The sequence below is a fragment of the Microbispora sp. CL1-1 genome, assembly GCF_012034195.1.
In the GTDB taxonomy this organism is placed as follows: Bacteria; Actinomycetota; Actinomycetes; order Streptosporangiales; family Streptosporangiaceae; genus Microbispora.
This window is the reverse complement of the sequence record NZ_JAATEK010000010.1, coordinates 60,243-86,266: the sequence shown is the minus strand read 5'-3', so window position 1 is coordinate 86,266 and position 26,024 is coordinate 60,243. Positions and strand designations below refer to the sequence as shown.

Here is a 26,024-nt window from a genome sequence, read left to right as displayed (position 1 = left end):
ACCAACTTCTCTCACATTAGAGTCGCCCAGACACACGAAAAAGTTGGCAAACCGGCGACCCAGAGGCGCAAAAACGGGCGCGAAATGCCCGGTTTTGGAGGTCCGGAAGGGATGTCAGAGGCTCCGGGCGACCCGATCGAGCAGGTACGCCGTCAGCGGAGCGTAGTAGCGCGGCAGCACATTGTCATCGAGGGGAACCGCCACGGCGATCTTGCCCTCGGCCTCGCCCACGAACAGCGCGGGGTCGTTGCTGTCGGCGAAGCCCACGGTCTCGACCCCGGCCTCGCCCGCGGCCCCGGCCCAGCCGTGATCGGCGATCACGAAGTCGGGCCGCTCCTCGGCGAGCATCGCCTCCATCGGCGCGGCCTCGTGGGTGTGCACGAACGTGCCCCGGTCCTCCAGCATCGCCACGCTGTCGAGGTAGCGGATCTGCCTGCGCCGGCCGAGACCGCCGACGTACGCCCAGCCCTCGGCCGGGGTGAGCAGGGTCGCGCCGCGCTCCGCGAGGAACCGCGCCACCGCGAGGTGGACGGTGAGCAGGCCGGTCGGGTGCCCGGTGGCGACCACGACCCGGGGCGCGCCGCGCCGCAGCACCTTGGCGATCCGATCGCCCATCTCCTCCACGGCGTCGATGGTCCGCTCGGGGTCGATGGTGTCGGGGCCCTCGCGGTGGCCGGGATCGGCGGTCACTCCCACCTTTTCGGACATGAGCGCCAGCACGTCGTGGTAGGACCACTCGCCCTCGAAGGTGAGCCCGAACAGGTAGTGCGGGTCGCGCAGCGCGAGCGACCGATAGTGGTCGAGGTTGTTCTCGCGGCTGGTCGCCACGTCGCCCGCGATGGCGGTCCGGACGAGGTGCTCGCGCAGCTCGGCCCGGGAGGGGGTTCGGGAGGCTCGGGAGGGTGGTGCGGTCACGACAGGTACAGCGCTCCTCGGCTCGGCATGATTCCATACTGCTCAGGGCATGGGGTCCAGGCCGTGGAAGGGGAACACCGCCTTCCTGGTGGCGATGACGGCCCGGTCGATGGCGTCGGCTGGATCGTACCCTTCCGAAATGTCGCGCCATTGCGGGTGACGCCCGTCGGTCATGGTCAGGGGCGCCAGCTCCCCGGTGCGCTCCCGCACGTACGTCCGCCAGGTCTCCGGTGTGGCGGTCGACGGCTCCACGGGCCGCCCCAGCGCCTCGGCCATCAGGTGCGTCCACGCCCGCGGCACGACCTGGACCAGCTCGTATCCCCCGCCGCCCACCGCGATCCAGCGGCCACCGGCGGTCTCGTGGGCCAGCCGGTGCAGCGCGGCGTACGCCGTGCGCTGCCCGTCCACGCTCAGCATGAGATGGGCCAGCGGGTCGAGGGCGTGGCTGTCGCAGCCCTGCTGGGTGACCAGGATCTGCGGCGCGAAGGCGTGCAGCAGCGGCGGGACCACCGCGTGGAAGGCGCGCAGCCACCCGGCGTCGCCGCACCCGGCCGGCAGCGCCACGTTGACCGCGGTGCCTGCCGCGCCGGTCTCCTGCGGGAAGCCGGTGCCGGGAAACAGCGTGCGCGGGCTCTCGTGCAGGCTGATCGTGAGCACCCGCGGATCGTCGTAGAACGCCGCCTGCACGCCGTCGCCGTGGTGCACGTCCACGTCCACGTACGCGATCCTCGTCGCGCCCTGCGACAGCAGCCACGCGATGGCGACGGCCGGGTCGTTGTAGACGCAGAAGCCGCTGGCGGCGCCGGGCATGGCGTGGTGCAGGCCGCCCGCGATGTTGACCGCGTGCTCGGCCTCGCCGGTCCACACCAACCTGGCGGCGGCCAGCGTCGCGCCGGTGACCAGGGCGGACGCCTCGTGGACGCCCACGAAGGCGGGGTTGTCCTCGGTGCCGATCCCGTAGCGCAGGTCGGGGCGGCCGTCCTTGGAGACGTTCTTGACCGCCTCGATGTAGTCGCGGTTGTGCACCAGCGCGATCTCGTCCTCGGTGGCGGGGACGCACCCGGTCGTCTCGGTGCCGTCCAGCACGCCCAGGTCGCGGGCGAGCGCCATGGTGAGCTCCACGCGCACGGGCGCGAGCGGATGGCCGGGCCCGAAGTCGTACGAAACCAGAGCGTCGTCCCAGACGACCCGCACCGCCTGACTCATGCCGCGACGCTATCGCACATGCCGTCACCGGCGTCCAGGCGGGCATCACACGCCCGCTCAGTCCGTACGCAGGGCCACGACGGGATCGAGCCGGGCGGCCCGCCGGGCGGGGGCCACACCGAAGAAGACGCCCACGGCCGCGGAGACCCCGAAGGCGAGCACGATCGACCACCAGGTGATCGACGCGGGCACCGGCGAGACCGCCTGGATCAGCAGCGCGCCGCCGACCCCGCCCAGGATGCCGATCACCCCGCCGATCGTGGTCAGCAGCACGGCCTCGATCAGGAACTGGCCGAGGATGTCGCGGCCCCGGGCGCCGAGCGCCTTGCGCAGGCCGATCTCCTTGGTGCGCTCCCTGACGCTCACCAGCATGATGTTGGACACCCCGACGCCGCCGACCAGCAGCGAGATGCCCGCGATGGCGGCCAGCACGCCGGTCAGCATGCCGAGGACCGTGCCGATCGTGCCGAGGAGCTGGGTCTGGGTGACGGCCGAGAACGTCTCGCCCGGATAGCGGGAGGCGAGGGCGGCCACGACCCGCTGCCGCAGCGGCTCGATCTCGTCCGGGCCGGAGGCGCCGATGGCGATGCCGTTGATCCTCGGCAGCCCGATCAGCCGCTGGGCGGTGGTGACCGGCAGATGCACCTCCTGGTCCCGCGCGACCCCGAACGTGGATCCGACGGTCTCGTAGACCCCGATCACCCGGAACCGCACCCCGGCGATCGTGACCTGGCGGCCGATCGGATCGACGTCCCCGAACAGCTTGGCCGCGACCTCCGAGCCGAGGATCACCACGCGCCGCCGGGTGTCCACGTCGGTCTCGGTCAGATAGCGGCCCCGGCGCAGCGGCCGGTCGAAGACGTGCGGCATGTTCTCGTCGGTGCCGGTGAGCGTGGCGAACACCTCCACGCGGCCCACCCGCACCGGCTCGCCGGAGTTCACCGCGACCGTCACCTTCGAGGGGTCGCCGACCACGCGGCGCACGTACGCGACGTCCGACAGGTCGAGGCGGCTCTGGGTGGGGGCCGCGCCGAGCCCCACCTGTCCGGGGACCACGAGGATGATGTTGCTGCCGAGCCCCGCGATCTCCTTCTCGACGGCGTTCTTGGCCCCGGTGCCGATGGCGACGAGGATCACGACCGACAGCACGCCGATGATCACGCCGAGCATGGTCAGCATGCTGCGCAGCCGGTTGACCCGCAGCGCCTCCACCGCCATCCGCAGCGCCTCGGCCGTCCTCATGACGCCGCCCTCATGTGTCGCGCTCGATCCGGCCGTCGCGTACGTGGATCTGGCGGCGGGCCCGGGCCGCGACGTCGGCGTCGTGGGTGACGAGGACGACGGCGACGCCGCCCTCGTTGAGCCGTTCGAGCAGGCCCATCACCTCCTCGCCGTTGCGGGTGTCGAGGTTGCCCGTGGGCTCGTCGGCCAGCAGCACCCGGGGATCGCCCACCAGCGCCCGGGCGATCGCCACCCGCTGCTGCTCGCCGCCGGACATCTGCGACGGCCGGTGGGTGAGCCGGTGGCCGAGCCCGACCGCCTCAAGCGCCGCCCTGGCCCGCTCCCTGCGTACGGCGCGGGGCACGCCCCGGTAGACCAGCGGCAGCGCCACGTTGTCGAGGGCGGACGTGCGGGGCAGAAGGTGGAACGACTGGAACACGAAGCCGATCGCGCGGTTGCGCAGATCGGCCAGCCGGGCGTCGTCGAGCGTCGCGACGTCCACGCCGTTCACCCGCAGCGTGCCCGAGGTCGGCCGGTCGAGGCAGCCGAGCAGGTGCATGAGCGTGGACTTGCCCGAGCCCGACGGGCCCACGATCGCCGCGAACTCCCCCTGCCCGATGCGCAGGTCCACACCGCGCAGTGCGTCGACCTGCACGCCGCCGTCCAGCCGGTAGGAGCGGGTGAGGCCGACCGCCTCGAACGCCGGCGCCCCGGCCGCCCCCGGCTCCGCCGGTGCGCCGGCGCGCTCGTCGTGGTTCACGACAGCGTCTGGCCGGGGCGTACGGCGTCGGCGCCCTTGACCACCACCCGCTCACCGGGAGACACCCCGCTGAGGATCTCCACGACCGCGTCGCCCTGCGCGCCCAGCCGGACGACCCGCCGCTCGGCTCTGCCGTCGCGCACCGCCCACACGATCGACTCCCGGCCGCTCGTCACGATCGCCGACGCGGGCACGGCCGTGGTGTTCTCCGAGCGGCGTACGGTCAGCCGCACCACGGCGCTCATCCCCGGCTTGGGCGCGGGGGCCGCGCCGCCGTCGTCGTAGGCGCCCCGGCCCAGGCGCAGCCGTACGGGATAGCTGACCCCGCCGGTCGCGCCCTCCTTGGGGGTGACCCCCACGCCCGTCACGGTGGCGATGTAGGTCGCGCCGGTCACCGCGTCGAACTCGACGTCGGCCGGGGTGCCCTCGCGCACGAGCAGCACGTCGGTCTCGTCCACGTCGGCCGACAACGTGAGCACCGACACGTCGGTCACGGTGACGATCGGGTCTCCGGCGGCCACCGGGACACCGGTGGCGATCGTCCCGCCGGAACGGCCCGCGGGTGCGGCCGCGGCCGCACCCGCCTGGCCCGCCAGACCGGCGGGCAGCTGTGAGACCAGCGCGCCGAGACCGGCCGCGCCCCCGGTGGAGGACGCCCCGCCCAGGGTGACCACGCCGCCGAACGGCGCCCTGACGACCAGGGCGTCCACGGTCTGCTCGGCCGCGCGCACGGCCGCCTTGGTCTGCGACCTCGACGCGGCCCGCAGCGACGCCATCGACGCGCTCAGCCCGCTGATCCCGGCGCTCATCTGGCCGCTGACCTGCGACAGGCTCTGGCCGATCGCCCGGGTGAGCCCGTCGAGCACCTCGCCGAGCGCCCGCCGCTGGGCCCGCTGCCGCTTCTCGGCGGTGTCGATGGCGGCCAGCAGCCGGGCCCTGGCCCCGCGGTCGCCGATCGATTTTGCCGCCTTCCTGGCCTGGGCGAACGACCGGGCGACGTGTGCGTCGAGCGAGCTCGGCAGCCGCAGGCTCGGCAGCCGTACGCTCACCGGGGCGCCGCCGCCGAAGGAGACGGGCTTGGCGGCCTGCCGGTCTGCCTCACGCGCGGCCGAGAGCTGCTGCTTCGCCTGAGGAGAGCTGATCCTGGCGAGGACCTGGCCCTTCTTCACCGTGTCGCCGTCCTGGACGTACAGGCGGGCGATCGTGCCGGACGCGGGGGCGGTCAGGGTGGCCGTCGCACGCGCGCCCACCGTCGCGGGGGCCTCGACGACCTCGCTGACGGTGGTCCTCGTGACCTCGGCCACGGCGGCCTTCTGCGGTTCGGACGACGTGCACCCGGCGGCGAGCAGGACGGCGATGAGCGGGACGACCACGCGACGACACGTCACGCGCCAATCGTAAAGCGGTGGTCATCTTCCGTCCCGGGAATGCCGGTCGTCACAGGGCAAACTGCGGCAACCGGCACAGCCGCTCGCGAACCGGACGCCGCGTCAGCCGGCGGCGAGACGGCGGCTGCGCTCGCAGGCCGCCTCGATCGCGTCGAGGAACGCGGCCCGCACCTTGTGGCGCTCCAGCTCGGCGATGGCGGAGATCGTGGTGCCTCCGGGCGACGTCACGGCCTCGCGCAGGATCACCGGGTGCTCCCCGGAGTCGCGCAGCATGATCGCTGCGCCGACGATCGACTGGGTGACCATGTCGAGGGCCGCGGCGCGCGGCATGCCCAGCAGGATCCCGGCGTCGACCATGGCCTCGACCAGGTAGAAGAAGTACGCCGGACCGCTGCCGGACAGCGCGGTGGCGGCGTCCTGCTGCGACTCGGGGATGCGCAGCACCTTCCCCACCGGGCTGAGCAGCTCCTCGGTGCGCTTCAGGTGCTCCTCGGAGGCGTGCGCCCCGGCCGAGATGACGCTCATGGCCTCGTCCACCAGGACGGGCGTGTTGGACATGACGCGGACGACCGCCACGCCGTCCGCGAGCCGCGCCTCCACGAACGCGGTCGTGATGCCGGCGGCCACCGAGATCACCAGCCGATCGGCGGCCACATACGGGGAGATCTCGGTCAGCAGCGCGTTCATGTCCTGCGGCTTGACCGCGAGGATCAGCGTGTCGGCCAGCTTGGCCGCCTCTGCGTTGCCCGCGACCCGGACGCCATAGCGCTCGCGCAGCGCCTCGGCCCGCTCGGGCCTGCGGGCCGTCGCCACGATCTCGTCGGGCCCCAGACCTGCGCGTACGAGCCCGGAGAGCAGGGCCTCGCCCATCTTTCCTGTCCCGAGAATCGCGATCATTCCTGCACCTCTTCTGGGCTTCGCCGGGATCTCCCCGCAGCTTACCGACCCTGCCGTACGGAGCCGAACGCGATGGGCCGGCCCGGAGGGTCAGTTCCAGTGGCCCGCGGCGGCGGTCTCGGCGACGTAGTCCTCGAACCGCCGGGGCGGCCTGCCGAGGGCCTGCTCCACGCCGTCGGAGGGGGCGGCGCCCTGCCCGTCGCGGATGTCCACGAGGAGACCGGTGAGCAGCCGCGCGGCCTCGGGCGGGACGCCGTTCGCGACCTGGCGTTCCACGAAGGTCTCGGGGGCGACGTCGACGTGCCGGATCGTGCGCCCCGTGGCACTGCCGATGAGATCGGCCGCCTCTCCGAAGGAGACGGCCCGCGGGCCGGTGAGGTGATAGATCCGGCCGCTGTGCCGCTCGTCGGTCAGCGCCGCCGCGGCGACCTCGGCGATGTCCTCGGCGTCCACGAACGGCGTACGCCCGTCTCCGGTGGGCAGGGCCAGGGCGCCGGCGAGGATGCCCTGCCGCCAGAACGCCTCGCTGAAGTTCTGCGCGAACCAGTCGGGCCGCAGGATGGTCCAGCCGACGCCCGAGTCGCGTACGGCCCGCTCCGCGGACTTCAGCGGGTGATCGTCACCGGCCTCGCCCACGCCGTAGGCGGACAGCAGCACCAGCCGCCGAGCTCCGGCGGCCACCGCCTCGGCGACGAGAGCGGGGACGCGCGCCCGGCGGTCCAGGCCCGGCCGCAGGTCGGGCTCGACGATGTAGACGGCGGCGGCCCCGTCGAGCGCGGGCGCCCAGGTCTCCGGCCTGCCCAGATCGAACGGGACGTCCCCGCCGGTGCGGGACGCCGTACAGGCCTGCACACCGGCGGCCTTCAGGCGCCGGACGACGCGGCGGCCGGTCTTGCCGGTGCCGCCGATTACGAGGATCTTCTCCATGCCCCAAGGAAACCGGGGAACACCGAGACGATCCATGGGAGAACGTCCCTCATTTCTTTGTCAGCGTCTAGCGTGACGGCATGGACGTGCTGAGCGACCTGCTCCATCGGGCTCACGCCAGGAACGCGCTGGTCAGGCAGTTGATCCAGCGGCCGCCATGGGCGCTGGCCTTCACCGGCGCCCCGCCTCTCACCGTGGTGGCCGCGCTCGGGGGCCACGCGTCGGTGCGGCTCGACGGCGCGGGCGTCGCCCCGATGCGCCTGGCCCCGGGTGACATCGCCCTCATCGGCGGCGCCCACCCGCACACGATCGCCGACGATCCGTCCACCCCGCCGCAGGCCGTGATCCACGGGAGCAGGAAACACGTCGTCGGCGACGGCGAGGCGGCGGCCGGGGCGCAGCGGAGTCTCGGCCCGCGCACCTACGGCGACGGCCTGCCCGGGGCCACGATCATGCTCAGGGGCGCCTGCGAACTGCGTGGTCAGGCAGGCGCCCGGCTGCTGGGCATGCTGCCGCCGCTGGCGGTCGTGCCGGCCGGGCCGAGCACCCGGGCCGCCCTGGACCTGCTCGCCGCCGAGGTCGCCCCCGACGAACCCGGCCAGGACGCCGTCCTCCACCGGCTGCTCGACCTCGTGCTCGTGCTGGCGTTGCGGGCCTGGTGCGCCGGGCCGGGGGCCGCGGCCCCCTCCTGGCACCGGGCGCTGGCCGATCCCGCCGTCGGCGAGGCGCTGCGCCTGCTGCACGAGCGTCCCGCCCGTCGGTGGACGGTCGCCGAGCTGGCCGCGGGGGTGGGCATGTCGCGCGCCGCCTTCGCCGCGCGCTTCCGGAGCATGGTGGGCGAGCCCCCGCTCGCCTACCTCACCGGCTGGCGGATGACCCTGGGAGCCGATCTGCTCAGCGACACCGACGCCACCATCGCCGCCGTGGCTCGCGAGGTCGGCTACGGGGACGCGTTCGCCTTCAGCGTGGCGTTCAAGCGCGCCCGCGGCGTCAGCCCCTCGGCCTGGCGCCGCCGGGCGCGTTGAGCCCGATTCCCGAGACGTACGGCCGACGTGCAGGGGGTCGCGCAGGGGACTCGGCCAGGGGGTTCGGCCAGGGGGTTCGGCCAGGGGGTTCGGCCAGGGGCTGCGCTCAGGAGGTCCGGCGGCGCAGCGTGGCGGCGCCGAGCAGCAGTGCCAGCACTGCCGACCCCGCCACCACGACGACGTCGCGCCAGAACTCGCCGCTCGGATCGGTGTCCGCGACCGCGTGCGCCATCGCCTCGATCGCGTACGACATGGGCAGGACGTTCGAGATCCACTCCAGCACGGTCGCCATCTGCCCGCGCGGCACGAGGATCCCGCCGAGCAGGATCTGGGGGATCATCACGATCGGCATGAACTGCACGGCCTGGAACTCCGTGCGGGCGAACGCGCTGCACAGCAGGCCGAGCGCGGTGCCGAGCAGGGCGTTGAGCAGGGCCACGAGCACCAGCGGCCACAGCGGGCCGGGCAGGTCGAGGCCCAGCCAGGTGAGGGAGACGGTCAGCGCCAGCGCCACCTGGACACACGCCGCCAGCCCGAACGCGAGGCCATAGCCGAGGAGGAGGTCGAGCCGTCCGAGCGGCATCGCCATGAGCCGCTCAAGCGTGCCCGACGTGCGCTCGCGCAGCGTCCCGATCGAGGTGATGAGGAACATCACCAGGAAGGGGAAGACGCACAGCAGAATCGGCGACCAGTGGCCGAACGCGCGCTCGTCGTCCATCACGTAGTAGAGCAGGATCATCACCAGCGTCGGCACCAGGACCATGAGCGCGACCGTCCGCCGGTCGTGGCGAAGCTGGGTCATGATCCGCCTGGCGGTGGCAAAAGTGATCGCGAAGCTCATGCCGACTCCTCGCCTTCGGCTCGGAGTGAGGTCGTGCCGGAGGCGCGCAGGGAGGTCGTGCCGGAGGCGCGCGGTGAGGCCGTGCCGGAGGCGCGCGGTGAGGCCGTGCCGGAGGCGCGCAGGAGACCGCCGCGCCGGACGCCGCGTCTGTCGATTCGCTCGCGAAGCGCGTTCATGCCGCCGCCCTCTCTTCGATCAGGCGCAGGAACGCCTCCTCCAGGTCGGTCGTACGCGTGTGGTCGCGCAGGGCGCCGGGGGTGTCGTCGGCGAGGATCTTCCCCTCACGCAGCACGATCAGCCGCTCGCACCGCGCGGCCTCGTCCATGACGTGGCTGGAGACCAGGATCGTGGTGCCGCCCTCCGCGAGGCGGTTGAAGAGCGTCCACAGCTCCTGCCGCAGCACGGGGTCGAGCCCGACCGTCGGCTCGTCGAGCACGAGCAGCTCCGGACGGCCGAGCAGGGCCACGGCGAGCCCGGCGCGGCCCAGCTGACCGCCCGAGAGCGTGGACGCGAGCTGGTGGGCGGCCCCGGAGAGCCCCACCTCCGCGAGCACCCGCTCGGGGTCGTCCTTCGGCGCGCCGAGCACGGCGGCGAAGTAGCGCAGGTTCTCCAGCACGGTCAGGTCCCGGTAGACCGCCGGGCTCTGCGTCGAGTAGCCGATCCTGCGGCGCAGGCCCGCGCTCCCGGCCGGCTCGCCGAGCACGCTCACCTCGCCGCCGGACACGACCTGGACGCCCACGATCGCCCGCATGAGCGTCGTCTTGCCGCAGCCGCTCGGCCCGAGCAGGCCGGTGACCTGCCCTCGCGGCACCTCGAAGGTCAGGCCGTGCAGGACCTCGGCCCCGCCCCTGACCACCCGCAGATCCCGTACGGCGATCGCGGGATCCGATAAATTCATCATGTGATGAATTTAAACCCGCGGCAAAGGGCCGTCAATGCGTCCATCGCGGTGACATTCCGGCCCCCGCGGCGCGCACCGACCGCGAAAAGCGATTTGTCCGAGGGTGCGCCGCATGGGTAACTTCACGCCCCATGACCCCGACTCTGCGGACCGAGCGCCTGCTGCTGGAGCCGTACGTCCCCGAAGACGAGGACGACTTCGTCACCCTGTTCCTGGACGGGCGGGTGTCGCGGTGGATGGGCGACGGTCCCGCCCCCGAGGCGGACTACCGCGCCCTGTTCGGGCGGATCTTCACGAAGGTCTACGCCCAGGAGCTGTTCGACGTCTGGGCCGTGCGCCGGGACGGCCGCTTCGCCGGGCACGCCGAGATCAAGCCGGCGAAGGTGGCGGACGGCTACGAGATCATCTACGCCCTGGCCCCCGGCATGTGGGGATTCGGCCTGGGGAGAGAACTGGCCGGGGCGATCGTCGCCTACGGCTTCGACACCCTGGGGCTCACCGAGGTGTACGCCACCGTGGCGGCGCCGAACACCGCCTCGCTGGCCGTGCTGAACGGGATCGGCTTCGAGCACGTGCGGGACGTGACCGAGGACGACGGAGGCGTCACCCACGTGCTGAGGCGCAGCCGGGCCACAGGGTGAACCGGTCGCTCCGCACAGCCGTGTATGGGACATGAGAAAGCTCTGGCTCGTGGCCCTCCTGTTCCTGGCGGTCGCCTGCGGAGGGACCTCCTCCACCTCGGCCTCACCCGAGCAGCCGGACGGCTCTCCCACCGGGACCGATGCCGATCAGGCCGTCAGCGTGCCGGCCGCGCCTGCCGCGCCGTCCGGCGCGCCGAGCGGCACCCCGTCTCCCGTGGCCCCGGCCGGGCCCACGCTGCACCCGCGCAAGGTGCCGTGGGAGAGCGCCACCCCCACCGACGACGGCAGGGCCCTCGACATCGTGTGGTGGTCCGGGGTGGAGCCCTGCAACGTGCTCGACCACGTCGAGGTGACCGAGACCGCGCGCGAGGTCACCGTCACCCTGTACGAGGGACAGGACCGGCGCTCGCCCGACGCCGTCTGCATCGCGATCGCGATCCTCAAGACCACGAAAGTGCAGCTCAAGGCCCCGCTCGGCGACCGGAAGGTCGTGGACGGCGCGAAGTAGAGAGGACAGACCGTACGAGTTCCCGGCCACGGGATGAAATCCGCGCGCTCCAGGGTTGAGCCACATAGACTCAAGACGATTGACAGACCCCTCGGCGGGGCTAGTATTTGAGTCTGACCGACTCAACTTTGACTACAAGGACGTACTCATGGCACGTGCGGTAGGTATCGACCTGGGGACGACCAACTCCGTCGTCTCGATCCTCGAGGGCGGCGAGCCCACGGTCATCGCGAACGCTCAGGGCTCGCGGACCACGCCGTCCGTGGTCGCGTTCGCGAAGAACGGCGAGGTTCTCGTCGGCGAGGTCGCCAAGCGGCAGGCGGTGACCAACGTCGACAGGACCATCCGCTCGGTCAAGCGCCACATGGGCACGAACTGGTCGATCGAGATCGACGGCAAGAAGTTCACGCCCCAGCAGATCAGCGCGTTCGTCCTGCAGAAGCTCAAGCAGGACGCCGAGGCGTACCTGGGCGAGAAGATCACCGACGCGGTGATCACCGTTCCGGCGTACTTCAACGACGCCCAGCGGCAGGCCACCAAGGAGGCCGGTCAGATCGCGGGCCTCAACGTGCTGCGCATCATCAACGAGCCCACCTCCGCGGCCCTGGCCTACGGCCTCGACAAGGAGAAGGACCAGACCATCCTGGTCTTCGACCTCGGCGGCGGCACCTTCGACGTGTCCCTGCTCGACGTCGGCCAGGAGGACGGGCACGGGTTCGTCGAGGTCAAGGCCACCAGCGGTGACAACCACCTCGGCGGCGACGACTGGGACCAGCGGGTCGTCGACGAGCTGGTGACCCGTTTCAAGAACGCGCACGGCGTCGACCTGGCCAAGGACAAGATGGCCCTCCAGCGTCTGCGCGAGGCGGCCGAGAAGGCCAAGATCGAGCTGTCGGCCCAGACCGAGACGACGATCAACCTGCCCTACATCACCGCCTCCTCCGAGGGCCCGCTGCACCTGGAGGAGAAGCTGACCCGGGCGGAGTTCCAGCGGATCACCGCCGACCTGCTCGAGCGCTGCAAGGGCCCGTTCCACCAGGTCATCAAGGACGCGGGGATCAAGGTCTCCGACATCGCCCACGTGGTCCTGGTCGGCGGTTCCACCCGCATGCCGGCCGTGTCGGAGCTGGTCAAGGAGCTGACGGGCGGCAAGGAGCCCAACAAGGGCGTGAACCCGGACGAGGTCGTCGCCATCGGCGCCGCGCTCCAGGCCGGTGTCCTCAAGGGTGAGGTCAAGGACGTCCTGCTGCTCGACGTCACCCCGCTCAGCCTGGGCATCGAGACCAAGGGCGGGATCTTCACCAAGATCATCGAGCGCAACACGACGATCCCGACCAAGCGCTCGGAGGTCTTCACCACGGCCGAGGACAACCAGCCGTCGGTGCAGATCCAGGTCTACCAGGGCGAGCGCGAGATCGCGGCGTACAACAAGAAGCTGGCCACCTTCGAGCTGACCGGCATCGCCCCGGCCCCGCGCGGCATCCCGCAGATCGAGGTCACCTTCGACATCGACGCGAACGGCATCGTGAACGTGTCGGCAAAGGACCTCGGCACGGGCAAGGAGCAGTCGATGACCATCACCGGCGGCTCGGCCCTCGGCAAGGAGGACATCGAGCGCATGATGCGCGAGGCGGAGTCCTACGCCGAGGAGGACAAGCGGCGTCGTGAGGAGGCCGAGGTCCGCAACAACGCGGACGCGCTGGCCTACCAGACGGAGAAGTTCCTCCGCGAGAACGACGAGAAGGTCCCGGCCGACGTCAAGACCGAGGTCAACGACTCGCTCGCCGAGCTGAAGAAGGCGCTGGAGGGCACCGACATCCCGGCCATCCGCACCGCCGCCGAGAAGCTCGCCACGGTCAGCCAGAAGATGGGCTCGGCCATCTACGCCCAGTCGCAGGCCGGCGCCGAGGGCGCCGCGCCCGGTGCGGACGCCGAGGGCGCCCAGGCGAAGGCCGACGAAGACGTGGTCGAGGCCGAGATCGTCGATGACGAGCGGGAGGGCGGCCGCAAGTGAGCCCGCGCGAGAACGGCTCCGAGGAGGAGCCGGTGATCCGCGACAACCGCAAGATCGACCCGGAGACCGGCAAGGCCCGCGAGTCCGCCGGGGAGGCCCCCGAGGCCGCCCCCGCGGACCAGGGCACGCAGGTGGCGGCGCCGGCCGAGGGGTCCGCGTCGGACCTGCTCGCCGAGCGCACCGCCGACCTGCAGCGGCTCCAGGCGGAGTTCAGCAACTACCGCAAGCGGGTCGAACGCGATCGGATCGCCGTCAGGGAACAGGCCGTCGCGAGCGTGCTCACCGAGCTGCTGCCGGTGCTCGACGACATCGGGCGCGCCCGCGACCACGGCGAGCTCACCGGCGGGTTCGCGAAGGTGAGCGAGTCGCTGGAGGCGGCCGTCGCCAAGCTGGGCCTGACCTCGTACGGCGCGAAGGGCGACCCCTTCGACCCGACCGTGCACGAGGCCCTGCTGCACAGCTACTCGGCGGAGGTGACCGAGGCGACGTGCGTCGAGATCCTCCAGCCGGGCTACCGGATCAACGACCGGATCCTGCGCGCCGCCCGCGTGGCCGTCGCGGAGCCGAGCGAGGAGGCCGCGGCGCCGGAGGAGACGGCGGCGGACTCCGGCGAGTCCGGCGAACCGGACGAGAACTGAAACCGCGGAGTCTCTCCCGATCGGCGAAGATCGGGAGAGACCCGCGAGGGCTGCCCGTGACGACACCCTCGGGGGCCTGCGCGGAAACACCGATTCACTCCCCTTTCGTGCGAAGGAAGCGATAGATGAGCACCAAGGACTACTTGGAAAAGGACTACTACGCCGTCCTTGGTGTGCCCAAGACCGCGAGCGCCGACGAGATCAAGAAGGCGTACCGCAAGCTCGCCCGCAAGTACCACCCCGACGCCAACCCGGGCAACAAGGAGACCGAGGAGAAGTTCAAGGAGGTCTCCGAGGCCTACGACGTGCTCTCCGACGTCAAGCGGCGCAAGGAGTACGACGAGGCGCGCACGCTGTTCGGGTCGGGCGTCGGCGGCTTCGCGGGAGCGGGGGGCCCGCGCGGCACCGGCGGCGGCTTCAACTTCGACCTCGGCGACCTGTTCGGCGGCTCGGGGTCGGGCGACCGGATCGGGGACCTGTTCGGGGGGCTGTTCAACCGGGGCGGAGCGGGCACGCGCACGACCACTGCCCGGCCACGGCGCGGCCAGGACGTCGAGTCGGAGGTGACGCTGACCTTCGGCGAGGCGGTCGACGGCAGCACCGTGTCCCTCCGGCTCACCAGTTCGGCCGCCTGCACCGCCTGCGGCGGCACGGGGGCGAAGGCGGGCACCACGCCACGGGTGTGCCCGACCTGCGAGGGAACCGGGGCGGCCAGCCGCAACCTCGGCAACTTCGCCTTCTCAGAGCCGTGCCGCGACTGCCGCGGCCGGGGCCTGGTGGTCGACGACCCCTGCCCCGTCTGCGAGGGCAGCGGGCGCGGCAAGAGCACCCGTACGATCCAGGCCCGCATCCCCGCCGGGGTCGGCGACGGCCAGCGCATCAGGATCAAGGGCAAGGGCGCGCCCGGTGAGAACGGCGGCCCGGCCGGCGATCTCTATGTGCTGGTCCACGTCAAACCGCACCCCGTGTTCGGGCGCAGCGGCGAGAACCTGACCGTCACGGTCCCCGTCACCTTCCCCGAGGCCGCGCTCGGCGCCGAGATCAAGGTGCCGACGCTCCGGGGGATGCCGGTGACCCTGCGCATCCCGGAGGGAACGCCCAACGGGCGCACGTTCCGGGTGCGCGGCCGTGGGGTCCCCCGCAAGGACGGCACGAAGGGCGACCTGCTGGTCACCGTCCAGGTCACGGTGCCCCAGCACCTCGACGACAAGGCCCGCGCGGCCCTTGAGGAGTTCAGGAACGCCACAGAGGGCCAGGACCTTCGCGAAGAGCTGATCAAGCAGGCCAGAAGCGAGTGAGCCGATGGATGCCAGGTTTTTCGACATCTCCGATGACACCCCCGTCTATGTGATCTCCGTAGCCGCCCAGCTGTCGGGGCTGCACCCGCAGACGCTGCGCCAGTACGACCGGCTCGGGCTCGTGAGCCCCGGCCGTACGGCGGGGCGGGGACGGCTGTACTCGACACGGGACATCGTGCTTCTGCGCGAGGTCCAGCGGCTCTCCCAGGAGCACGGCATCAACCTCGCCGGCATCAAGCGCATCCTCGAACTCGAAACCGAGAACATGCGCCTGCGCGAGGAGGTCACCCGGCTCAGGGGTGAGCTCACCATGCTGCGGGCACTGGTCCGCTACGAACTGCCACCGGCCTGACCGGCGAAACGAGGCATTCACATATGGACTACAAGTTCACCCAGAAGAGCCAGGAGGCCCTGTCCGCGGCCGTCCGGCGCGCCGCGGCCGACGGCAACCCCGAGGTCGCGCCCGCCCACCTGCTGACGACCCTGCTCGCGCAGAACGGCGGCATCGCCGGGTCGCTGCTGCAGGCCGTCGGAGCGGACCCGCGGCACCTGCGCGCCCAGGCCGAGGAGCTGCTCGACCGGCTGCCGAAGGCGCAGGGCTCCACGGTGAGCGCGCCGTCCAGCTCTCGTCAGCTGCTGACCGTGCTCAACACCGCGGCGCAGCGGGCCAAGCAGCTCGAAGACGAGTACGTCTCGACCGAGCACCTGCTCGTCGGGCTCGCCACCGACGGCGGGCAGGTCGCCGATCTGCTGAAGGCCGCGGGCGCCACGCCCAACGCGCTGCTGGAGGCGTTCGAGAAGGTCCGCGGGCACGCGCGGGTGACCAGCGAGACCCCGGAGGACACCTACCAGGCGCTGGAGAAGTACGGCGTCGACCTCACCGAGCGGGCGCGTTCCGGCAAGCTCGACCCGGTGATCGGCCGCGACAGCGAGATCCGCCGGGTCGTCCAGGTGCTGTCGCGCCGCACCAAGAACAACCCCGTGCTGATCGGCGAGCCCGGCGTCGGCAAGACCGCCGTGGTCGAGGGCCTCGCCCAGCGGATCGTCGCGGGCGACGTGCCCGAAAGCCTGCGCAACAAGCGCCTGGTCGCGCTCGACCTCGGCGCGATGGTCGCGGGCGCGAAATACCGCGGTGAGTTCGAGGAACGCCTCAAGGCCGTGCTCAACGAGATCAAGGAGAGCGACGGCCAGATCGTCACGTTCATCGACGAGCTGCACACGATGGTCGGCGCGGGCGCCGCCGAGGGCGCGATGGACGCCGGCAACATGCTCAAGCCCATGCTGGCCCGCGGCGAGCTGCGCATGATCGGCGCCACCACGCTCGACGAGTATCGCGAGCGCATCGAGAAGGACCCGGCGCTGGAGCGGCGGTTCCAGCAGGTCTACGTCGGCGAGCCGACGGTCGAGGACACGATCGCGATCCTGCGCGGGCTCAAGGGCCGCTACGAGGCGCACCACCAGGTGCAGATCTCCGACAGCGCCCTGGTCGCCGCCGCGACGCTGTCCGACCGCTACATCACCGCGCGGTTCCTGCCCGACAAGGCCATCGACCTGGTCGACGAGTCGATGTCGCGGCTGCGCATGGAGATCGACTCGCGGCCGGTGGAGATCGACCAGCTCCAGCGGATCGTCGACCGGCTGAAGATGGAGGAGCTCGCGCTCGCCAAGGAGACCGACGAGGCCAGCCGGCAGCGCCTGGAGAAGCTCCGCGAGGAGCTGGCCAACCGCCAGGAGGACCTCAACGCCCTGGTCAGCCGCTGGGAGCACGAGAAGGCCGGGCTCAACAAGGTCGGCGAGCTGAAAAAGCAGCTCGACGAGGCGCGCAGCGCGGCCGAGCGGGCCCAGCGCGACGGCGACTTCGAGGCGGCCTCCCGGCTCATGTACGGCGACGTGCCGCGGCTGGAGAAGGAGCTCGCCGAGGCCACCAAGGCGGCCGAGAAGGTGGAGGCCGAGGCCGAGCCGATGGTCAAGGAGGAGGTCGGGCCCGACGACATCGCCGAGGTCATCTCCTCGTGGACGGGCATCCCGGCGGGCCGGCTGCTGGAGGGCGAGACCGCCAAGCTGCTGCGCATGGAAGACGAGCTGGGCAAGCGCCTGATCGGCCAGCAGCAGGCCGTCCAGGCCGTCTCCGACGCCGTACGGCGGGCCCGGGCCGGCATCTCCGACCCCGATCGGCCGACCGGCTCGTTCCTCTTCCTCGGCCCCACGGGCGTCGGCAAGACCGAGCTGGCCAAGGCGCTCGCCGAGTTCCTGTTCGACGACGAGCGGGCCATGACCCGCATCGACATGAGCGAGTACGGCGAGAAGCACAGCGTGGCCCGGCTGGTCGGCGCGCCGCCCGGATATGTCGGCTACGAGGAGGGCGGCCAGCTCACCGAGGCCGTACGCCGCAGGCCCTACACCGTCGTGCTGCTCGACGAGGTCGAGAAGGCTCATCCCGAGGTCTTCGACATCCTGCTGCAGGTGCTCGACGACGGCCGGCTCACCGACGGGCAGGGCCGTACGGTCGACTTCCGCAACACGATCCTGATCCTCACCTCGAACATCGGCTCGCAGTTCCTCGTGGACCCCACGATGGAGAGCGCGGCCAAGCGCGAGGCGGTGATGAACGCGGTGCGGGGGTCGTTCAAGCCCGAGTTCCTCAACCGGCTCGACGACATCATCGTGTTCGACGCGCTCGGCACCGAGGAGCTGTCGCAGATCGTGGACCTGCAGGTCGCCCGGCTCGCCCGGCGCCTGTCCGACCGGCGGCTGACGCTGACCGTCACCCCCGCCGCCCGTGACTGGCTCGCGTTGACCGGCTACGACCCGTTGTACGGCGCGCGCCCGCTGCGCCGCCTGATCCAGACGGCCATCGGCGACAAGCTCGCCAAGGAGCTGCTGTCGGGGGCCATCCGGGACGGCGACGAGGTAATCGTCGACTTTGACGAGGCAGGGGACACGTTGACGATCCGGCCCTCTCGGTAAGGTCTTTCCCACCATTGAGGCAAGCGCGCCCCGCCCTATCCCCTCGCTGCTACGTTCGGCGTTCGTCGGACTACCGTACGCGATCAGGGGGACGTGGATGTCCAGGACATCACGAAGTATTCGAGGACGGTGCGTCGCACTCGCGGCGGTCACCGCCGGAGTGAGCTGGTTCGCCGGGGGCCCGGCGATGGCGAAGGACGGCGCGCTCGCCGACGCCTGCCGGGCCCAGGCCCACAACATGACGGCACGCGGCGTCACCGGCCATGACGTCACCGGCCGCGACCTCACGAGCGGGCTGACCAGCCTTCCGGCGGCGGGCGTGCTGAGCATCGCCGACGCGGCCGGGGCGGCGGCAGGGCAGGGACACAACTCGCTCCCCACCGGCTCCGCCACGGTCGCCCGCACCCTCCCGGCGCCCGCGGCGCTGCCGGCCGTGCCCGGCCCCCGTACGCTGCCGAACACGGCAACCGGCGCCACGGCGGCACTGCCCGCACCGGCGAGCGCCACGAAGACGCTTCCCACCGACGCCACCACCCTCTCGGCGCCCGCGAAGGCGGTCACCGCACCGGTGCACGGCGCCGCGGCCGGCGCAGCGGCCGTCGCCGACCGCCGCGCGGCCGCCGTGCCAGCGACCGACGCCAATAGCCTGTTCCCGGTCAGGAGCGCCGTGCCCCTCCTCGCCACCGCCCCCGCCAAGCCCAGCGCCGCGAACGGCTGCGCGCAGCAGGCGCTGCGGACCGCGCCGGCCGCCCGGGAGCGGGAGCACCCCGTCGCGCAGGGGCACCCGAAGAAGAGCCACCGCAATCCCAAGCCGCAGGACCAGCAGGCGGGCGCGAACTCCCGCGGCTCGGCGCCCCAGCAGCCGGGAACACAGCAGCCGGGCACGCAGAAGCCCGGGTCCCAGCAGGCCGGAGCGCAGAAGGCCGGAGCGCAGAAGCCGGGTCAGCGGCCGGAGGGGCGCAACCAGGGCAACCAGGGCGCTCTCGCACCCCAGGGCGTGTCCCACAGCACCAGCTCGCAGAGCGGCGCCTCGAGCCAGGAGCAGATCACCAAGACCTTCCCGGTGAAGGACCGCCGCCACCGCAAGGCGCACCACCCCCGCAAGCAGCCGGGCGCCGCCGCTCCCGCCCAGGCCGCCAACCAGGCGGGTCAGGCCGGGCGGCCCATGCCCGGCACGCGCAACACCGCCCTGGCCGAGGGCGAGCGCGTCAAGAAGGCCAAGGACAAGCGTCAGCGCGACGACGCCGCGCGCGGACGGGGGCCCGCCGTGGGCGTGGCGCCCGACCTGGCGGACGGCCGGCACGTGCCGCGGCTGCGTCCGCGCGAGTACCCCAGGGCGGCGTCGCACCAGCCGAACGGTGACATCACCGCCCCGGCCGCCCTCGCCAAGGTGACGGGCACGAACGCGGTGACCGACTTCGCCGCCACGACCGGCAAGAAGCTCCTGCCGTAGCCCTCGCCGTACGACGCTTAAGGACGGCGGCCTCGCGGCAGCGCAACCCTCGTCCGCGCGACCCACGTCCGCGCGACCGAAGACCGCGCGACCGAAGACCGCGCAAGCGCGGACACTGAAACGAAAACACCAGAACGAAGACGCTGCGACCGCAGACGCCGTGACCAAGGGGCCGTGACGCACGGCCCCTTTTCACATGCCTGCTGCACTTTTCCCATGCCTGCTGCACGAGCCCGACTACACGTGGCCCGGCTACACATGGCCCGGCTACACATGGCCCGGCTTCACGTGGCCCGGCTTCACGTGGCCCGACTGCACATGCCCCCCACCTGGACATGCACCCCACCTGGACATGCCCCGACCTCGCCTGCCCTCCACTGCGCACGTCCCGGTCGCGCATGCCCCGCCCGGCTTCACCTGGCCGGCTGCACATGCCTCCACCTGCACAAGGCCCCACTTGGACACGCCCTCCGCGTACCCTCCCGAAACCGATCCACAGGTCCTGAGCATTGCTCGCACATGGCCCCCAACTGGACATGGCTGAGTGTGCATGCGCCGCGCCGGCTGCCGTTCGTCACCGCCGGCGGCCCGCAGCGATGGCCGGGGCGCCGGAAGGGCTCAGCGGGAGACGTCGAGAAGGGCGTCGAGGTCGTCCTCGGGCAGGCCGAGATCGACCCGGATGCGATAGCGGGTGCGCAGCAGCGAGTCGCGGATGCCCGACCCCGTCGCGCCGCACGCGCGGATGCCGTCGGTGGCCCACCCGTGCGCCGCGTCGAGATCGCCGTACGCCATGAGCGTCTCGGCGATGGTCAGCGCGGTGGCCGGGTTCCAGTCCCCCGACCTGACGGCGGCGATCACCGCCCTGGCCTCCTCGGGCCGGTCGAGCTCGAACAGTGTGTCGGCGATTCCCGCCCGCGGGTCCACCGGCACCTCCCCGCCGTCCTCCAGAGCGCTCTGGTAGCGGTCGAGGGCGGTGGCGAGCTGACCGGCCGAGCGCCACTCCTCCGCGGCGAGCACAAGGATCGCCGCTCTGGACATCTCTCCCGACTCGTACCCCTGGGCCAGCGCGTCGAGGCGGCGGGCGAGGGCACCGTGGTCATCGAGCAGCAGAGCCTGTTCGAGCAGTCGGTCCACCTGCTCATTTGTCACATGTGCCACAGAGCCGAGGCTACCGATCCCGGCCTGTTTTCGCAGGACAACACCAGGCATTGCCGAAGCAACGATTAGTACACGTTTGACTACTATCCGCTTTTCCTGGCAGATAGTCGGGCATATCGCTCCATGCCTGTGCCAACCGAAGCTCGGCGAGGAGCGTTACAGCATGTCCAAGCGGGTGATATTGACTCTCGCCTCCACAACGGTGCTCGCCGCCCTGGTTCCGGGTTTCGCCGGCTTCGTCACGGCCCAGTACGAGGCGCTCGACCAGGCCCGCGCCGAACTGGCCCGGCTGCAGGCGAAGCTGCAGATGATGGAGCTGAGAGTCGAGCCGGCGGCGAGCCTGCGATGCCGCGACGACGCGGCCGGGAAGAAACAGCCGCGCCTGGCGGACGAGGACGACACGCGGCAGCTGTCGATACCGCCGCGCACCCGCACCAGGTCGTGGCAGAACACCGCCTACGTCCAGGGCACCGGGCCGGGGCTGTGGCCCTCGATCGGCGTCCCCCACGCCATACCCGGCCCGCATGCGCCGGACGGCCCGCACGCGCCCGACGGTCCCCACGGGCCGGACGGTCCCCACGCGCCGGATGGTCCGCACCGCCCCCACGAGTGACCCGCTCCGCCCGCCTGATGCTCCCACCATGGTCACCGAGGCGAAAGGAGCGCGCAATGACCCACCCGGCGCAGTGACCGAACCGGCCGGGGCCCCTGGACACCCCGCTTGGGCGTCAGCCGCGCCGTGAGACGGCGGAGGCGAGCTGGCGGGACAGATAACCGCGGACGAGCTGTTTGGCCTCGGCCACGATTCCGGGGTCGCCGTGCGGGTCGTGCCGGAAGGCGAGCTTCAGCACCGCGTCCCCGGCCTCGACGGCGACGAGAATGGCACGATCCAAATCCTCGCTGTCTGCCAGTCCGAATTCGGCGAACAACAACGCGCGCAGCCGTCCGGCGATCACGGTGTTGTTGTCGGACACGGAGTCGAGAAGATCAAGGTCGAAGACCTCGCCGAAGTGCAGCGAGCGGAACCCCGGCACGCTGCGGTGCATCTCGACGTACTCGTCGATGATGGCGTCGACGGCGTCCCACCAGCCGGTGTAGTCCTCCATCATGAAGCGACGCCCGACCCGCGCGACGAACAGCTCGACGTTGCGCCGCGTCAGGGCCTGGCTGAGCGCCCGCTTGTCCGGGAAGAACTGGTAGACCGAGCCGATCGCCACTCCGGCACGCTCGGCCACCCGGGTGGTCGTCAGCGCGTCATACCCTCCCTCGTCGAGCAGCTCGGCGCACGCGTCGAGCATCCGCTCGACGCGGCGGGCGCTGCGACGCTGCGACGGACGCCGCCGCAACGGCTCACCGGGACGCGACGCGCCCGGCGACATCCCCTCACCACCCCCACGGCCCCGTTTTTCGGCGGCACCACAGGTCTCAACGGCAGCACACTGCTCGACGGCCAAAGCGGGGCCGCCTGCTTCCCTCACGTACCGGCTGGACACTCACTCATCTTGCCTGTTTCACGCGCCGTGGTCAGCGCTTACCGACCAGTCGTCTGATTTGCGGCAAGAATTCTGTAGCCCTGCCGTCAGGAGTCCACGGGTGCGGCCGACAGGCCGGTGCAGCCGCGCAGCGCGCGGTACGCGCCGAGCGCCTGCTGCCTGGCACCGCCCGTCACGGGAATCGGCACGCCGCCGTTGATCCGGGCGGGGGTCCACTGGTCCTTGAGCACCTTCCTGCCGTTGATCGTCAAGGTGAGCACCCCGGTCGTCCCGGTCTCCGGGCCCCAGTTGTAGAAGGCGAAGTTGCCCAGGCCGTAGTGCACGTACGAGCGGCCGGAGTAACCGCCGCCCAGCAGGATGTGCGCGTGGCTGCCGACGATCACGTCGGCCCCCGCCGCGACCAGCTTGTCCGCCAGGCTGCGCTGCACCGGCGTCGGGCACTTGACCAGCTCGGCGCCCCAGTGCAGGAACACGATGACGGTGTCGGAGTTCTTGCGGGCCTGCCGTACGGCACGCAGCAGGCGGGGCTCGTTCTTCGCCGACGCGAGCCCGGCCTTGTCGCCGGAGGCGGTCCACGACTGGATGAACTGAGCGTCGATCACCTGGGTCGCGCCGATGATCGACACCCGGTTGCCGTTGACCGTCCTGCGGTAGGGCCGGTATGCCTCGGTCTCGTTCGCGCCGATGCCGATGACGGGGAACCTCGAGGACCTGATCGCGGCGAGGGTGTCCCGCAGGCCGCTCTCCATGTAGTCCATGCCGTGGTTGTTGGCCATCGTGACGACGTCCACCCCGGCGGCCTTGAGCGCCGTGAACGCCGTGGCCGGGGCGCGGAAGGTGAACTGCTTGCCCGGCGCGGGCGTGCCGGCGGTGGTGATGGCCGTCTCGAGGTTGAGCGCGGTGAGGTTGGACCTGCGCAGCACGGCGGCGATCGGGCCGAGCGCCGTACGCGGGTCGGCGTTGAGCCGGTTGCGCAGGACGCCCTCGAAGTGCACGTCGCCCGCGAAGGAGATCGTGAAGGGGCGCCGCTGCGGCTTGGGAGACGGCGGCGGCGTCGCCGTCTTGACCTCCAGTGGTGACGCGCCGGGGACGGGCTCGCTCTCCGCCGGGCTGCACCCCGCGACGAGGAGGGGGGCCGCGAGGAGGGCGAGCAGGGACAGGGCGAGGGGCTGACGTCTCACGGCACCCGAGCATGCCATCTTCCACCCTCATCCGGGAGCCTGTGGGAGATCCACGGGCAAATAACTGGGAGAGTTCCTTTACTTGAACCATTCAAGTGTGCTGATAACGTGGGGGTGTGGACGACGCCGGGCGCCTTCGCCAGGCCGGACTTCGGGTGACCGCGGCCCGGCTCGCGATCCTGCAGACCGTGAGCGGGGGCGACCACCTCGACGTGGAAGCCATCCATCGCGGTGTCTGCGACCGGGTCGGGCAGGTGTCCCTGCAAGCCGTCTACGACTCGCTGAACGCGTTGCACTGCGGCGGGCTGCTGCGCCGCATCGAGCCCGCGGGCAGCCCGACGCGGTACGAGACGCGGGTGGGAGACAACCACCACCATCTCGTCTGCCGCAACTGCGGACGAGTCGCGGACGTCGACTGCGCGGTGGGGCACGCGCCCTGCCTGGAGCCGGCCTCGAACGCCGGCTATCTGGTGGACGAGGCGGACGTCATCTACTGGGGCCTGTGCCCGGCGTGCCGGACGGAGACCGGCAGCGCCCCGCCCTGCCCCTCCCGCGACTGAGCACCCAGCCCTGAACACCCGAGCACCCGAGCACCTGAACACCCGAGCACCCGAGCACCCGAGCACCTGAACATCCGAGCAGCGGGAACCGAGCGCAGCGCGCCCGCTTTCCGTCGCTTGTCCGCACATGGATCCAAAGAGTGACCCCCGGAGGACAGCCGCATGACCGACAGGCACATCACCACCACCGACGCCGGGGTCCCCGCTCCCAGCGACGAGTTCTCGCTGTCCGTCGGTCCCAACGGCCCGCTGCTGCTGCAGGACCACTACCTGATCCAGAAGATGGCCCACTTCAACCGGGAGCGGGTCCCCGAGCGCGTGGTGCACGCCAAGGGCGGCGGCGCGTACGGCGTGCTGCGGATCACGGAGGACGTCAGCCAGTACACCAAGGCCTCGCTGTTCCGGAAGGGCAAGGAGACCGAGCTCTTCCTGCGCTTCTCGACCGTCGCCGGCGAACTGGGCAGCGCCGACACCGTGCGCGACCCCCGCGGCTTCGCGATCAAGTTCTACACGGACGACGGCAACTACGACATCGTCGGCAACAACACGCCGATCTTCTTCATCCGCGACCCCTCGAAGTTCTCCGACTTCATCCACTCGCAGAAGCGCCGCGCCGACACCCACACGCGCGACAACAACATGCAGTGGGACTTCTGGACGCTGTCGCCCGAGTCGGCCCACCAGGTGTCGTTCCTCATGACCGACCGCGGCACCCCGCGCAACTGGCGGCACATGCACGGCTTCGGGTCGCACACCTTCCTCTGGTACAACGCCGCGGGCGAGAAGTTCTGGGTGAAGTATCACTTCAAGACCGAGCAGGGCATCGAGAACCTCACCGACGCCGAGGCCAGGGCGCTGGTGGCGGAGGACCCGGACTTCCACCTCCGCGACCTGCACACCGCCATCAGGAACGGCGACCACCCGGCGTGGACGGTCAACGTCCAGATCATGCCGTTCGAGGACGCCGCGGACTACCGGTTCAACCCGTTCGACCTCACCAAGGTCTGGCCGCACTCCGACTATCCGGAGATCACCATCGGCCGGTTCGTGCTGAACCGCAACCCGGAGAACTACTTCGCCGAGGTCGAGCAGGCGGGCTTCGAGCCGGCGAACCTGGTGCCGGGCGTCGGTCCCTCCCCGGACAGGATGCTCCAGGGCAGGCTGTTCTCCTACCCGGACGCCCACCGCTACCGCATCGGGCCGAACTACCTGCAGCTTCCGGTCAACGCGCCGAAGGCGCCCGTGCACAGCTACAACCGCGACGGTCACATGCGCTACCGCAACCCGGGCGACCCGGTCTACGCGCCGAACAGCGTCAACGGCCCCGCCGCCGACCCGTCGCTCTACGAGGGCGAGAACTACCACGTCGCCGGTGAGATCATCCGGAGCGCCCAGGTCAGGCACCGCGAGGACGACGACTACGTGCAGCCCCGCGCGCTGTGGGAGAACGTGCTCTCGGACGTCGACCGCGACCACATGGTGAGCAACATCGTCGGCCACGCCTCGGCTCCCGAGGTCACCGCCGACATGAAGAAGCGCGTCGCCGACTACTGGACCAATGTCCACAAGGACCTCGGCCAGCGCGTCGCGCAGGGGCTCGGCGTCGCCTGACCCCCTTCCCCTCACGTACGGCTCGCGCCCTTTCCGGGCGCGGGCCGTACGCGCGTCCACGACCGGCCGGCGTCGTTCGAAAAGCGGACGTCGTTCGAAGAGCCGACGTCGCACGGAAAGCCGGCGTCACCGAAAGGCCGAAGTCGCCGGGAAGCCGAGGCCGCCGGGAAGCCGGGGGCCGCAGAAAGGCCGAACTCGTTTAAAGGTCGAACTCGCCGTCTTTCACGCCGCCGATGAACGCGTCCCATTCCGCGGGGGTGAACACGAGAGCGGGGCCGTCCTGGTTCTTGCTGTCGCGCACACCCACGTGGCCGTCGGGCAGCACGGCCACTTCCACACAGGCGCAGTTGTTCGCGCTCCGGCTGCTCTTCCACCAGACGGCGCCGGACAGGTCAATCGAGTTCATGGACAATGTTTCTCT

General features: G+C 71.3%; 25 protein-coding genes and 1 pseudogene. 12 read left to right on the top strand and 14 right to left on the bottom strand.

Annotated features, from left to right (window positions below):
* Nucleotides 1-114: 114 nt before the first annotated feature.
* The 7 genes from HCK04_RS14890 to HCK04_RS14860 all read right to left on the bottom strand — a co-directional run bounded on the left by HCK04_RS14890 (nt 115) and on the right by HCK04_RS14860 (nt 7,314).
* Nucleotides 115-915, bottom strand: coding sequence for a phosphatase (locus HCK04_RS14890; protein ID WP_142647933.1), 801 nt, complete (start codon nt 913-915; stop codon nt 115-117).
* A gap of 42 nt (nt 916-957) precedes the next feature.
* Entirely contained in the window at nt 958-2,121 is a 1,164-nt protein-coding gene (locus tag HCK04_RS14885; RefSeq protein WP_142647932.1) for an acetoin utilization protein AcuC, read from the bottom strand.
* 57 nt (nt 2,122-2,178) lie between these two features.
* Nucleotides 2,179-3,363 (bottom strand): ABC transporter permease, encoded by a 1,185-nt coding sequence (locus tag HCK04_RS14880; protein WP_142647931.1) that lies wholly within the window; start codon nt 3,361-3,363, stop codon nt 2,179-2,181.
* A 10-nt stretch (nt 3,364-3,373) separates the two neighbouring features.
* On the bottom strand, nt 3,374-4,102 hold the full coding sequence (locus HCK04_RS14875; RefSeq protein ID WP_142647930.1) for an ABC transporter ATP-binding protein: 729 nt from the start codon (nt 4,100-4,102) through the stop codon (nt 3,374-3,376).
* Nucleotides 4,099-5,490, bottom strand: a complete 1,392-nt coding sequence (locus tag HCK04_RS14870; RefSeq protein WP_142647929.1) for an HlyD family efflux transporter periplasmic adaptor subunit — start codon at nt 5,488-5,490, stop codon at nt 4,099-4,101. The genes HCK04_RS14875 and HCK04_RS14870 overlap by 4 nt, the downstream gene beginning before the upstream one ends.
* Nucleotides 5,491-5,592: 102 nt before the next feature.
* On the bottom strand, nt 5,593-6,387 hold the full coding sequence (gene proC, locus HCK04_RS14865; RefSeq protein ID WP_142647928.1) for a pyrroline-5-carboxylate reductase: 795 nt from the start codon (nt 6,385-6,387) through the stop codon (nt 5,593-5,595).
* A gap of 90 nt (nt 6,388-6,477) precedes the next feature.
* Nucleotides 6,478-7,314, bottom strand: a complete 837-nt coding sequence (locus tag HCK04_RS14860) for an NAD(P)H-binding protein (protein ID WP_142647927.1) — start codon at nt 7,312-7,314, stop codon at nt 6,478-6,480.
* 80 nt (nt 7,315-7,394) lie between these two features.
* On the opposite strand from HCK04_RS14860, the gene HCK04_RS14855 reads away from it, so the two are divergent.
* On the top strand, nt 7,395-8,339 hold the full coding sequence (locus tag HCK04_RS14855) for an AraC family transcriptional regulator (RefSeq protein WP_142647926.1): 945 nt from the start codon (nt 7,395-7,397) through the stop codon (nt 8,337-8,339).
* 106 nt (nt 8,340-8,445) lie between these two features.
* Here HCK04_RS14855 and HCK04_RS14850 read toward each other — a convergent pair whose 3' ends face one another.
* The 3 genes from HCK04_RS14850 to HCK04_RS14840 are packed head-to-tail and all read right to left on the bottom strand — an operon-like array spanning nt 8,446 to nt 10,081.
* Nucleotides 8,446-9,180 carry an ABC transporter permease gene (locus tag HCK04_RS14850; protein ID WP_142647925.1) on the bottom strand — a complete coding sequence of 245 codons (735 nt, stop codon included), beginning with the start codon at nt 9,178-9,180 and terminating at the stop codon, nt 8,446-8,448.
* Nucleotides 9,177-9,356, bottom strand: a complete 180-nt coding sequence (locus HCK04_RS14845; protein WP_142647924.1) for a hypothetical protein — start codon at nt 9,354-9,356, stop codon at nt 9,177-9,179. The genes HCK04_RS14850 and HCK04_RS14845 overlap by 4 nt, the downstream gene beginning before the upstream one ends.
* Complete coding sequence (locus tag HCK04_RS14840) at nt 9,353-10,081, bottom strand: ABC transporter ATP-binding protein (protein WP_240971434.1); 729 nt, start codon at nt 10,079-10,081, stop codon at nt 9,353-9,355. Before HCK04_RS14840 ends, HCK04_RS14845 begins: the two co-directional genes overlap by 4 nt.
* Nucleotides 10,082-10,212: 131 nt before the next feature.
* Between HCK04_RS14840 and HCK04_RS14835 the strand changes: the two genes are divergently transcribed.
* The 8 genes and pseudogenes from HCK04_RS14835 to HCK04_RS14800 all read left to right on the top strand — a co-directional run bounded on the left by HCK04_RS14835 (nt 10,213) and on the right by HCK04_RS14800 (nt 19,600).
* Nucleotides 10,213-10,722 (top strand): GNAT family N-acetyltransferase, encoded by a 510-nt coding sequence (locus HCK04_RS14835; RefSeq protein ID WP_142647923.1) that lies wholly within the window; start codon nt 10,213-10,215, stop codon nt 10,720-10,722.
* 31 nt (nt 10,723-10,753) lie between these two features.
* Complete coding sequence (locus HCK04_RS14830) at nt 10,754-11,230, top strand: hypothetical protein (protein ID WP_142647922.1); 477 nt, start codon at nt 10,754-10,756, stop codon at nt 11,228-11,230.
* A 148-nt stretch (nt 11,231-11,378) separates the two neighbouring features.
* The gene (dnaK, locus tag HCK04_RS14825; RefSeq protein WP_142647921.1) at nt 11,379-13,244 is read left to right on the top strand and encodes a molecular chaperone DnaK; all 1,866 of its coding nucleotides are present in this window, start codon (nt 11,379-11,381) and stop codon (nt 13,242-13,244) included.
* On the top strand, nt 13,241-13,882 hold the full coding sequence (gene grpE / locus HCK04_RS14820; RefSeq protein ID WP_142647920.1) for a nucleotide exchange factor GrpE: 642 nt from the start codon (nt 13,241-13,243) through the stop codon (nt 13,880-13,882). The genes dnaK and grpE overlap by 4 nt, the downstream gene beginning before the upstream one ends.
* A 125-nt stretch (nt 13,883-14,007) precedes the next feature.
* Nucleotides 14,008-15,180 carry a molecular chaperone DnaJ gene (gene dnaJ / locus HCK04_RS14815; RefSeq protein WP_142647919.1) on the top strand — a complete coding sequence of 391 codons (1,173 nt, stop codon included), beginning with the start codon at nt 14,008-14,010 and terminating at the stop codon, nt 15,178-15,180.
* A gap of 4 nt (nt 15,181-15,184) precedes the next feature.
* Nucleotides 15,185-15,472: pseudogene (locus HCK04_RS14810) on the top strand (helix-turn-helix transcriptional regulator); the annotation flags it as partial.
* 83 nt (nt 15,473-15,555) lie between these two features.
* Nucleotides 15,556-18,147, top strand: coding sequence for an ATP-dependent chaperone ClpB (gene clpB, locus HCK04_RS14805; protein WP_142647918.1), 2,592 nt, complete (start codon nt 15,556-15,558; stop codon nt 18,145-18,147).
* Between the two features lie 97 nt (nt 18,148-18,244).
* Nucleotides 18,245-19,600 (top strand): hypothetical protein, encoded by a 1,356-nt coding sequence (locus HCK04_RS14800; RefSeq protein WP_142647917.1) that lies wholly within the window; start codon nt 18,245-18,247, stop codon nt 19,598-19,600.
* A 618-nt stretch (nt 19,601-20,218) separates the two neighbouring features.
* On the opposite strand, the gene HCK04_RS14795 is transcribed toward HCK04_RS14800, so the two are convergent.
* Complete coding sequence (locus HCK04_RS14795) at nt 20,219-20,758, bottom strand: hypothetical protein (RefSeq protein ID WP_260617266.1); 540 nt, start codon at nt 20,756-20,758, stop codon at nt 20,219-20,221.
* 163 nt (nt 20,759-20,921) lie between these two features.
* Between HCK04_RS14795 and HCK04_RS14790 the strand changes: the two genes are divergently transcribed.
* Entirely contained in the window at nt 20,922-21,371 is a 450-nt protein-coding gene (locus HCK04_RS14790; protein ID WP_142647916.1) for a hypothetical protein, read from the top strand.
* A gap of 115 nt (nt 21,372-21,486) precedes the next feature.
* Here the strand turns inward: HCK04_RS14790 and HCK04_RS14785 are convergent, their stop codons facing one another.
* The gene (locus HCK04_RS14785; protein ID WP_142647915.1) at nt 21,487-22,137 is read right to left on the bottom strand and encodes a TetR family transcriptional regulator; all 651 of its coding nucleotides are present in this window, start codon (nt 22,135-22,137) and stop codon (nt 21,487-21,489) included.
* Between the two features lie 200 nt (nt 22,138-22,337).
* Complete coding sequence (locus HCK04_RS14780) at nt 22,338-23,432, bottom strand: CapA family protein (protein ID WP_260617265.1); 1,095 nt, start codon at nt 23,430-23,432, stop codon at nt 22,338-22,340.
* A gap of 116 nt (nt 23,433-23,548) precedes the next feature.
* Between HCK04_RS14780 and HCK04_RS14775 the strand changes: the two genes are divergently transcribed.
* Together HCK04_RS14775 and HCK04_RS14770 are read left to right on the top strand one after the other, a co-directional pair.
* Nucleotides 23,549-23,992: a Fur family transcriptional regulator gene (locus tag HCK04_RS14775; protein WP_142647913.1), complete on the top strand. Its 444-nt coding sequence runs from the start codon at nt 23,549-23,551 to the stop codon at nt 23,990-23,992.
* 162 nt (nt 23,993-24,154) lie between these two features.
* Complete coding sequence (locus tag HCK04_RS14770) at nt 24,155-25,603, top strand: catalase (protein ID WP_142647912.1); 1,449 nt, start codon at nt 24,155-24,157, stop codon at nt 25,601-25,603.
* 199 nt (nt 25,604-25,802) lie between these two features.
* On the opposite strand, the gene HCK04_RS14765 is transcribed toward HCK04_RS14770, so the two are convergent.
* A complete protein-coding gene (locus tag HCK04_RS14765) occupies nt 25,803-26,009 on the bottom strand; it encodes a DUF397 domain-containing protein (RefSeq protein WP_142647911.1) in 207 nt (68 codons plus the stop codon).
* Nucleotides 26,010-26,024: the final 15 nt, after the last annotated feature.

Coding starts and splice junctions, on each gene's coding strand:
- HCK04_RS14885 (WP_142647932.1), bottom strand. CDS start 2,121: ATGAGTCAGGCGGTGCGGGTCGTCTGGGACGACGCTCTGGTTTCGTAC.
- clpB (WP_142647918.1), top strand. CDS start 15,556: ATGGACTACAAGTTCACCCAGAAGAGCCAGGAGGCCCTGTCCGCGGCC.
- HCK04_RS14845 (WP_142647924.1), bottom strand. CDS start 9,356: ATGAACGCGCTTCGCGAGCGAATCGACAGACGCGGCGTCCGGCGCGGC.
- HCK04_RS14800 (WP_142647917.1), top strand. CDS start 18,245: ATGTCCAGGACATCACGAAGTATTCGAGGACGGTGCGTCGCACTCGCG.
- HCK04_RS14765 (WP_142647911.1), bottom strand. CDS start 26,009: ATGAACTCGATTGACCTGTCCGGCGCCGTCTGGTGGAAGAGCAGCCGG.
- HCK04_RS14840 (WP_240971434.1), bottom strand. CDS start 10,081: ATGATGAATTTATCGGATCCCGCGATCGCCGTACGGGATCTGCGGGTG.
- proC (WP_142647928.1), bottom strand. CDS start 6,387: ATGATCGCGATTCTCGGGACAGGAAAGATGGGCGAGGCCCTGCTCTCC.
- HCK04_RS14880 (WP_142647931.1), bottom strand. CDS start 3,363: ATGAGGACGGCCGAGGCGCTGCGGATGGCGGTGGAGGCGCTGCGGGTC.
- HCK04_RS14830 (WP_142647922.1), top strand. CDS start 10,754: ATGAGAAAGCTCTGGCTCGTGGCCCTCCTGTTCCTGGCGGTCGCCTGC.
- HCK04_RS14790 (WP_142647916.1), top strand. CDS start 20,922: ATGTCCAAGCGGGTGATATTGACTCTCGCCTCCACAACGGTGCTCGCC.
- dnaJ (WP_142647919.1), top strand. CDS start 14,008: ATGAGCACCAAGGACTACTTGGAAAAGGACTACTACGCCGTCCTTGGT.
- HCK04_RS14770 (WP_142647912.1), top strand. CDS start 24,155: ATGACCGACAGGCACATCACCACCACCGACGCCGGGGTCCCCGCTCCC.
- HCK04_RS14855 (WP_142647926.1), top strand. CDS start 7,395: ATGGACGTGCTGAGCGACCTGCTCCATCGGGCTCACGCCAGGAACGCG.
- HCK04_RS14860 (WP_142647927.1), bottom strand. CDS start 7,314: ATGGAGAAGATCCTCGTAATCGGCGGCACCGGCAAGACCGGCCGCCGC.
- HCK04_RS14785 (WP_142647915.1), bottom strand. CDS start 22,137: ATGTCGCCGGGCGCGTCGCGTCCCGGTGAGCCGTTGCGGCGGCGTCCG.
- HCK04_RS14850 (WP_142647925.1), bottom strand. CDS start 9,180: ATGAGCTTCGCGATCACTTTTGCCACCGCCAGGCGGATCATGACCCAG.
- HCK04_RS14835 (WP_142647923.1), top strand. CDS start 10,213: ATGACCCCGACTCTGCGGACCGAGCGCCTGCTGCTGGAGCCGTACGTC.
- dnaK (WP_142647921.1), top strand. CDS start 11,379: ATGGCACGTGCGGTAGGTATCGACCTGGGGACGACCAACTCCGTCGTC.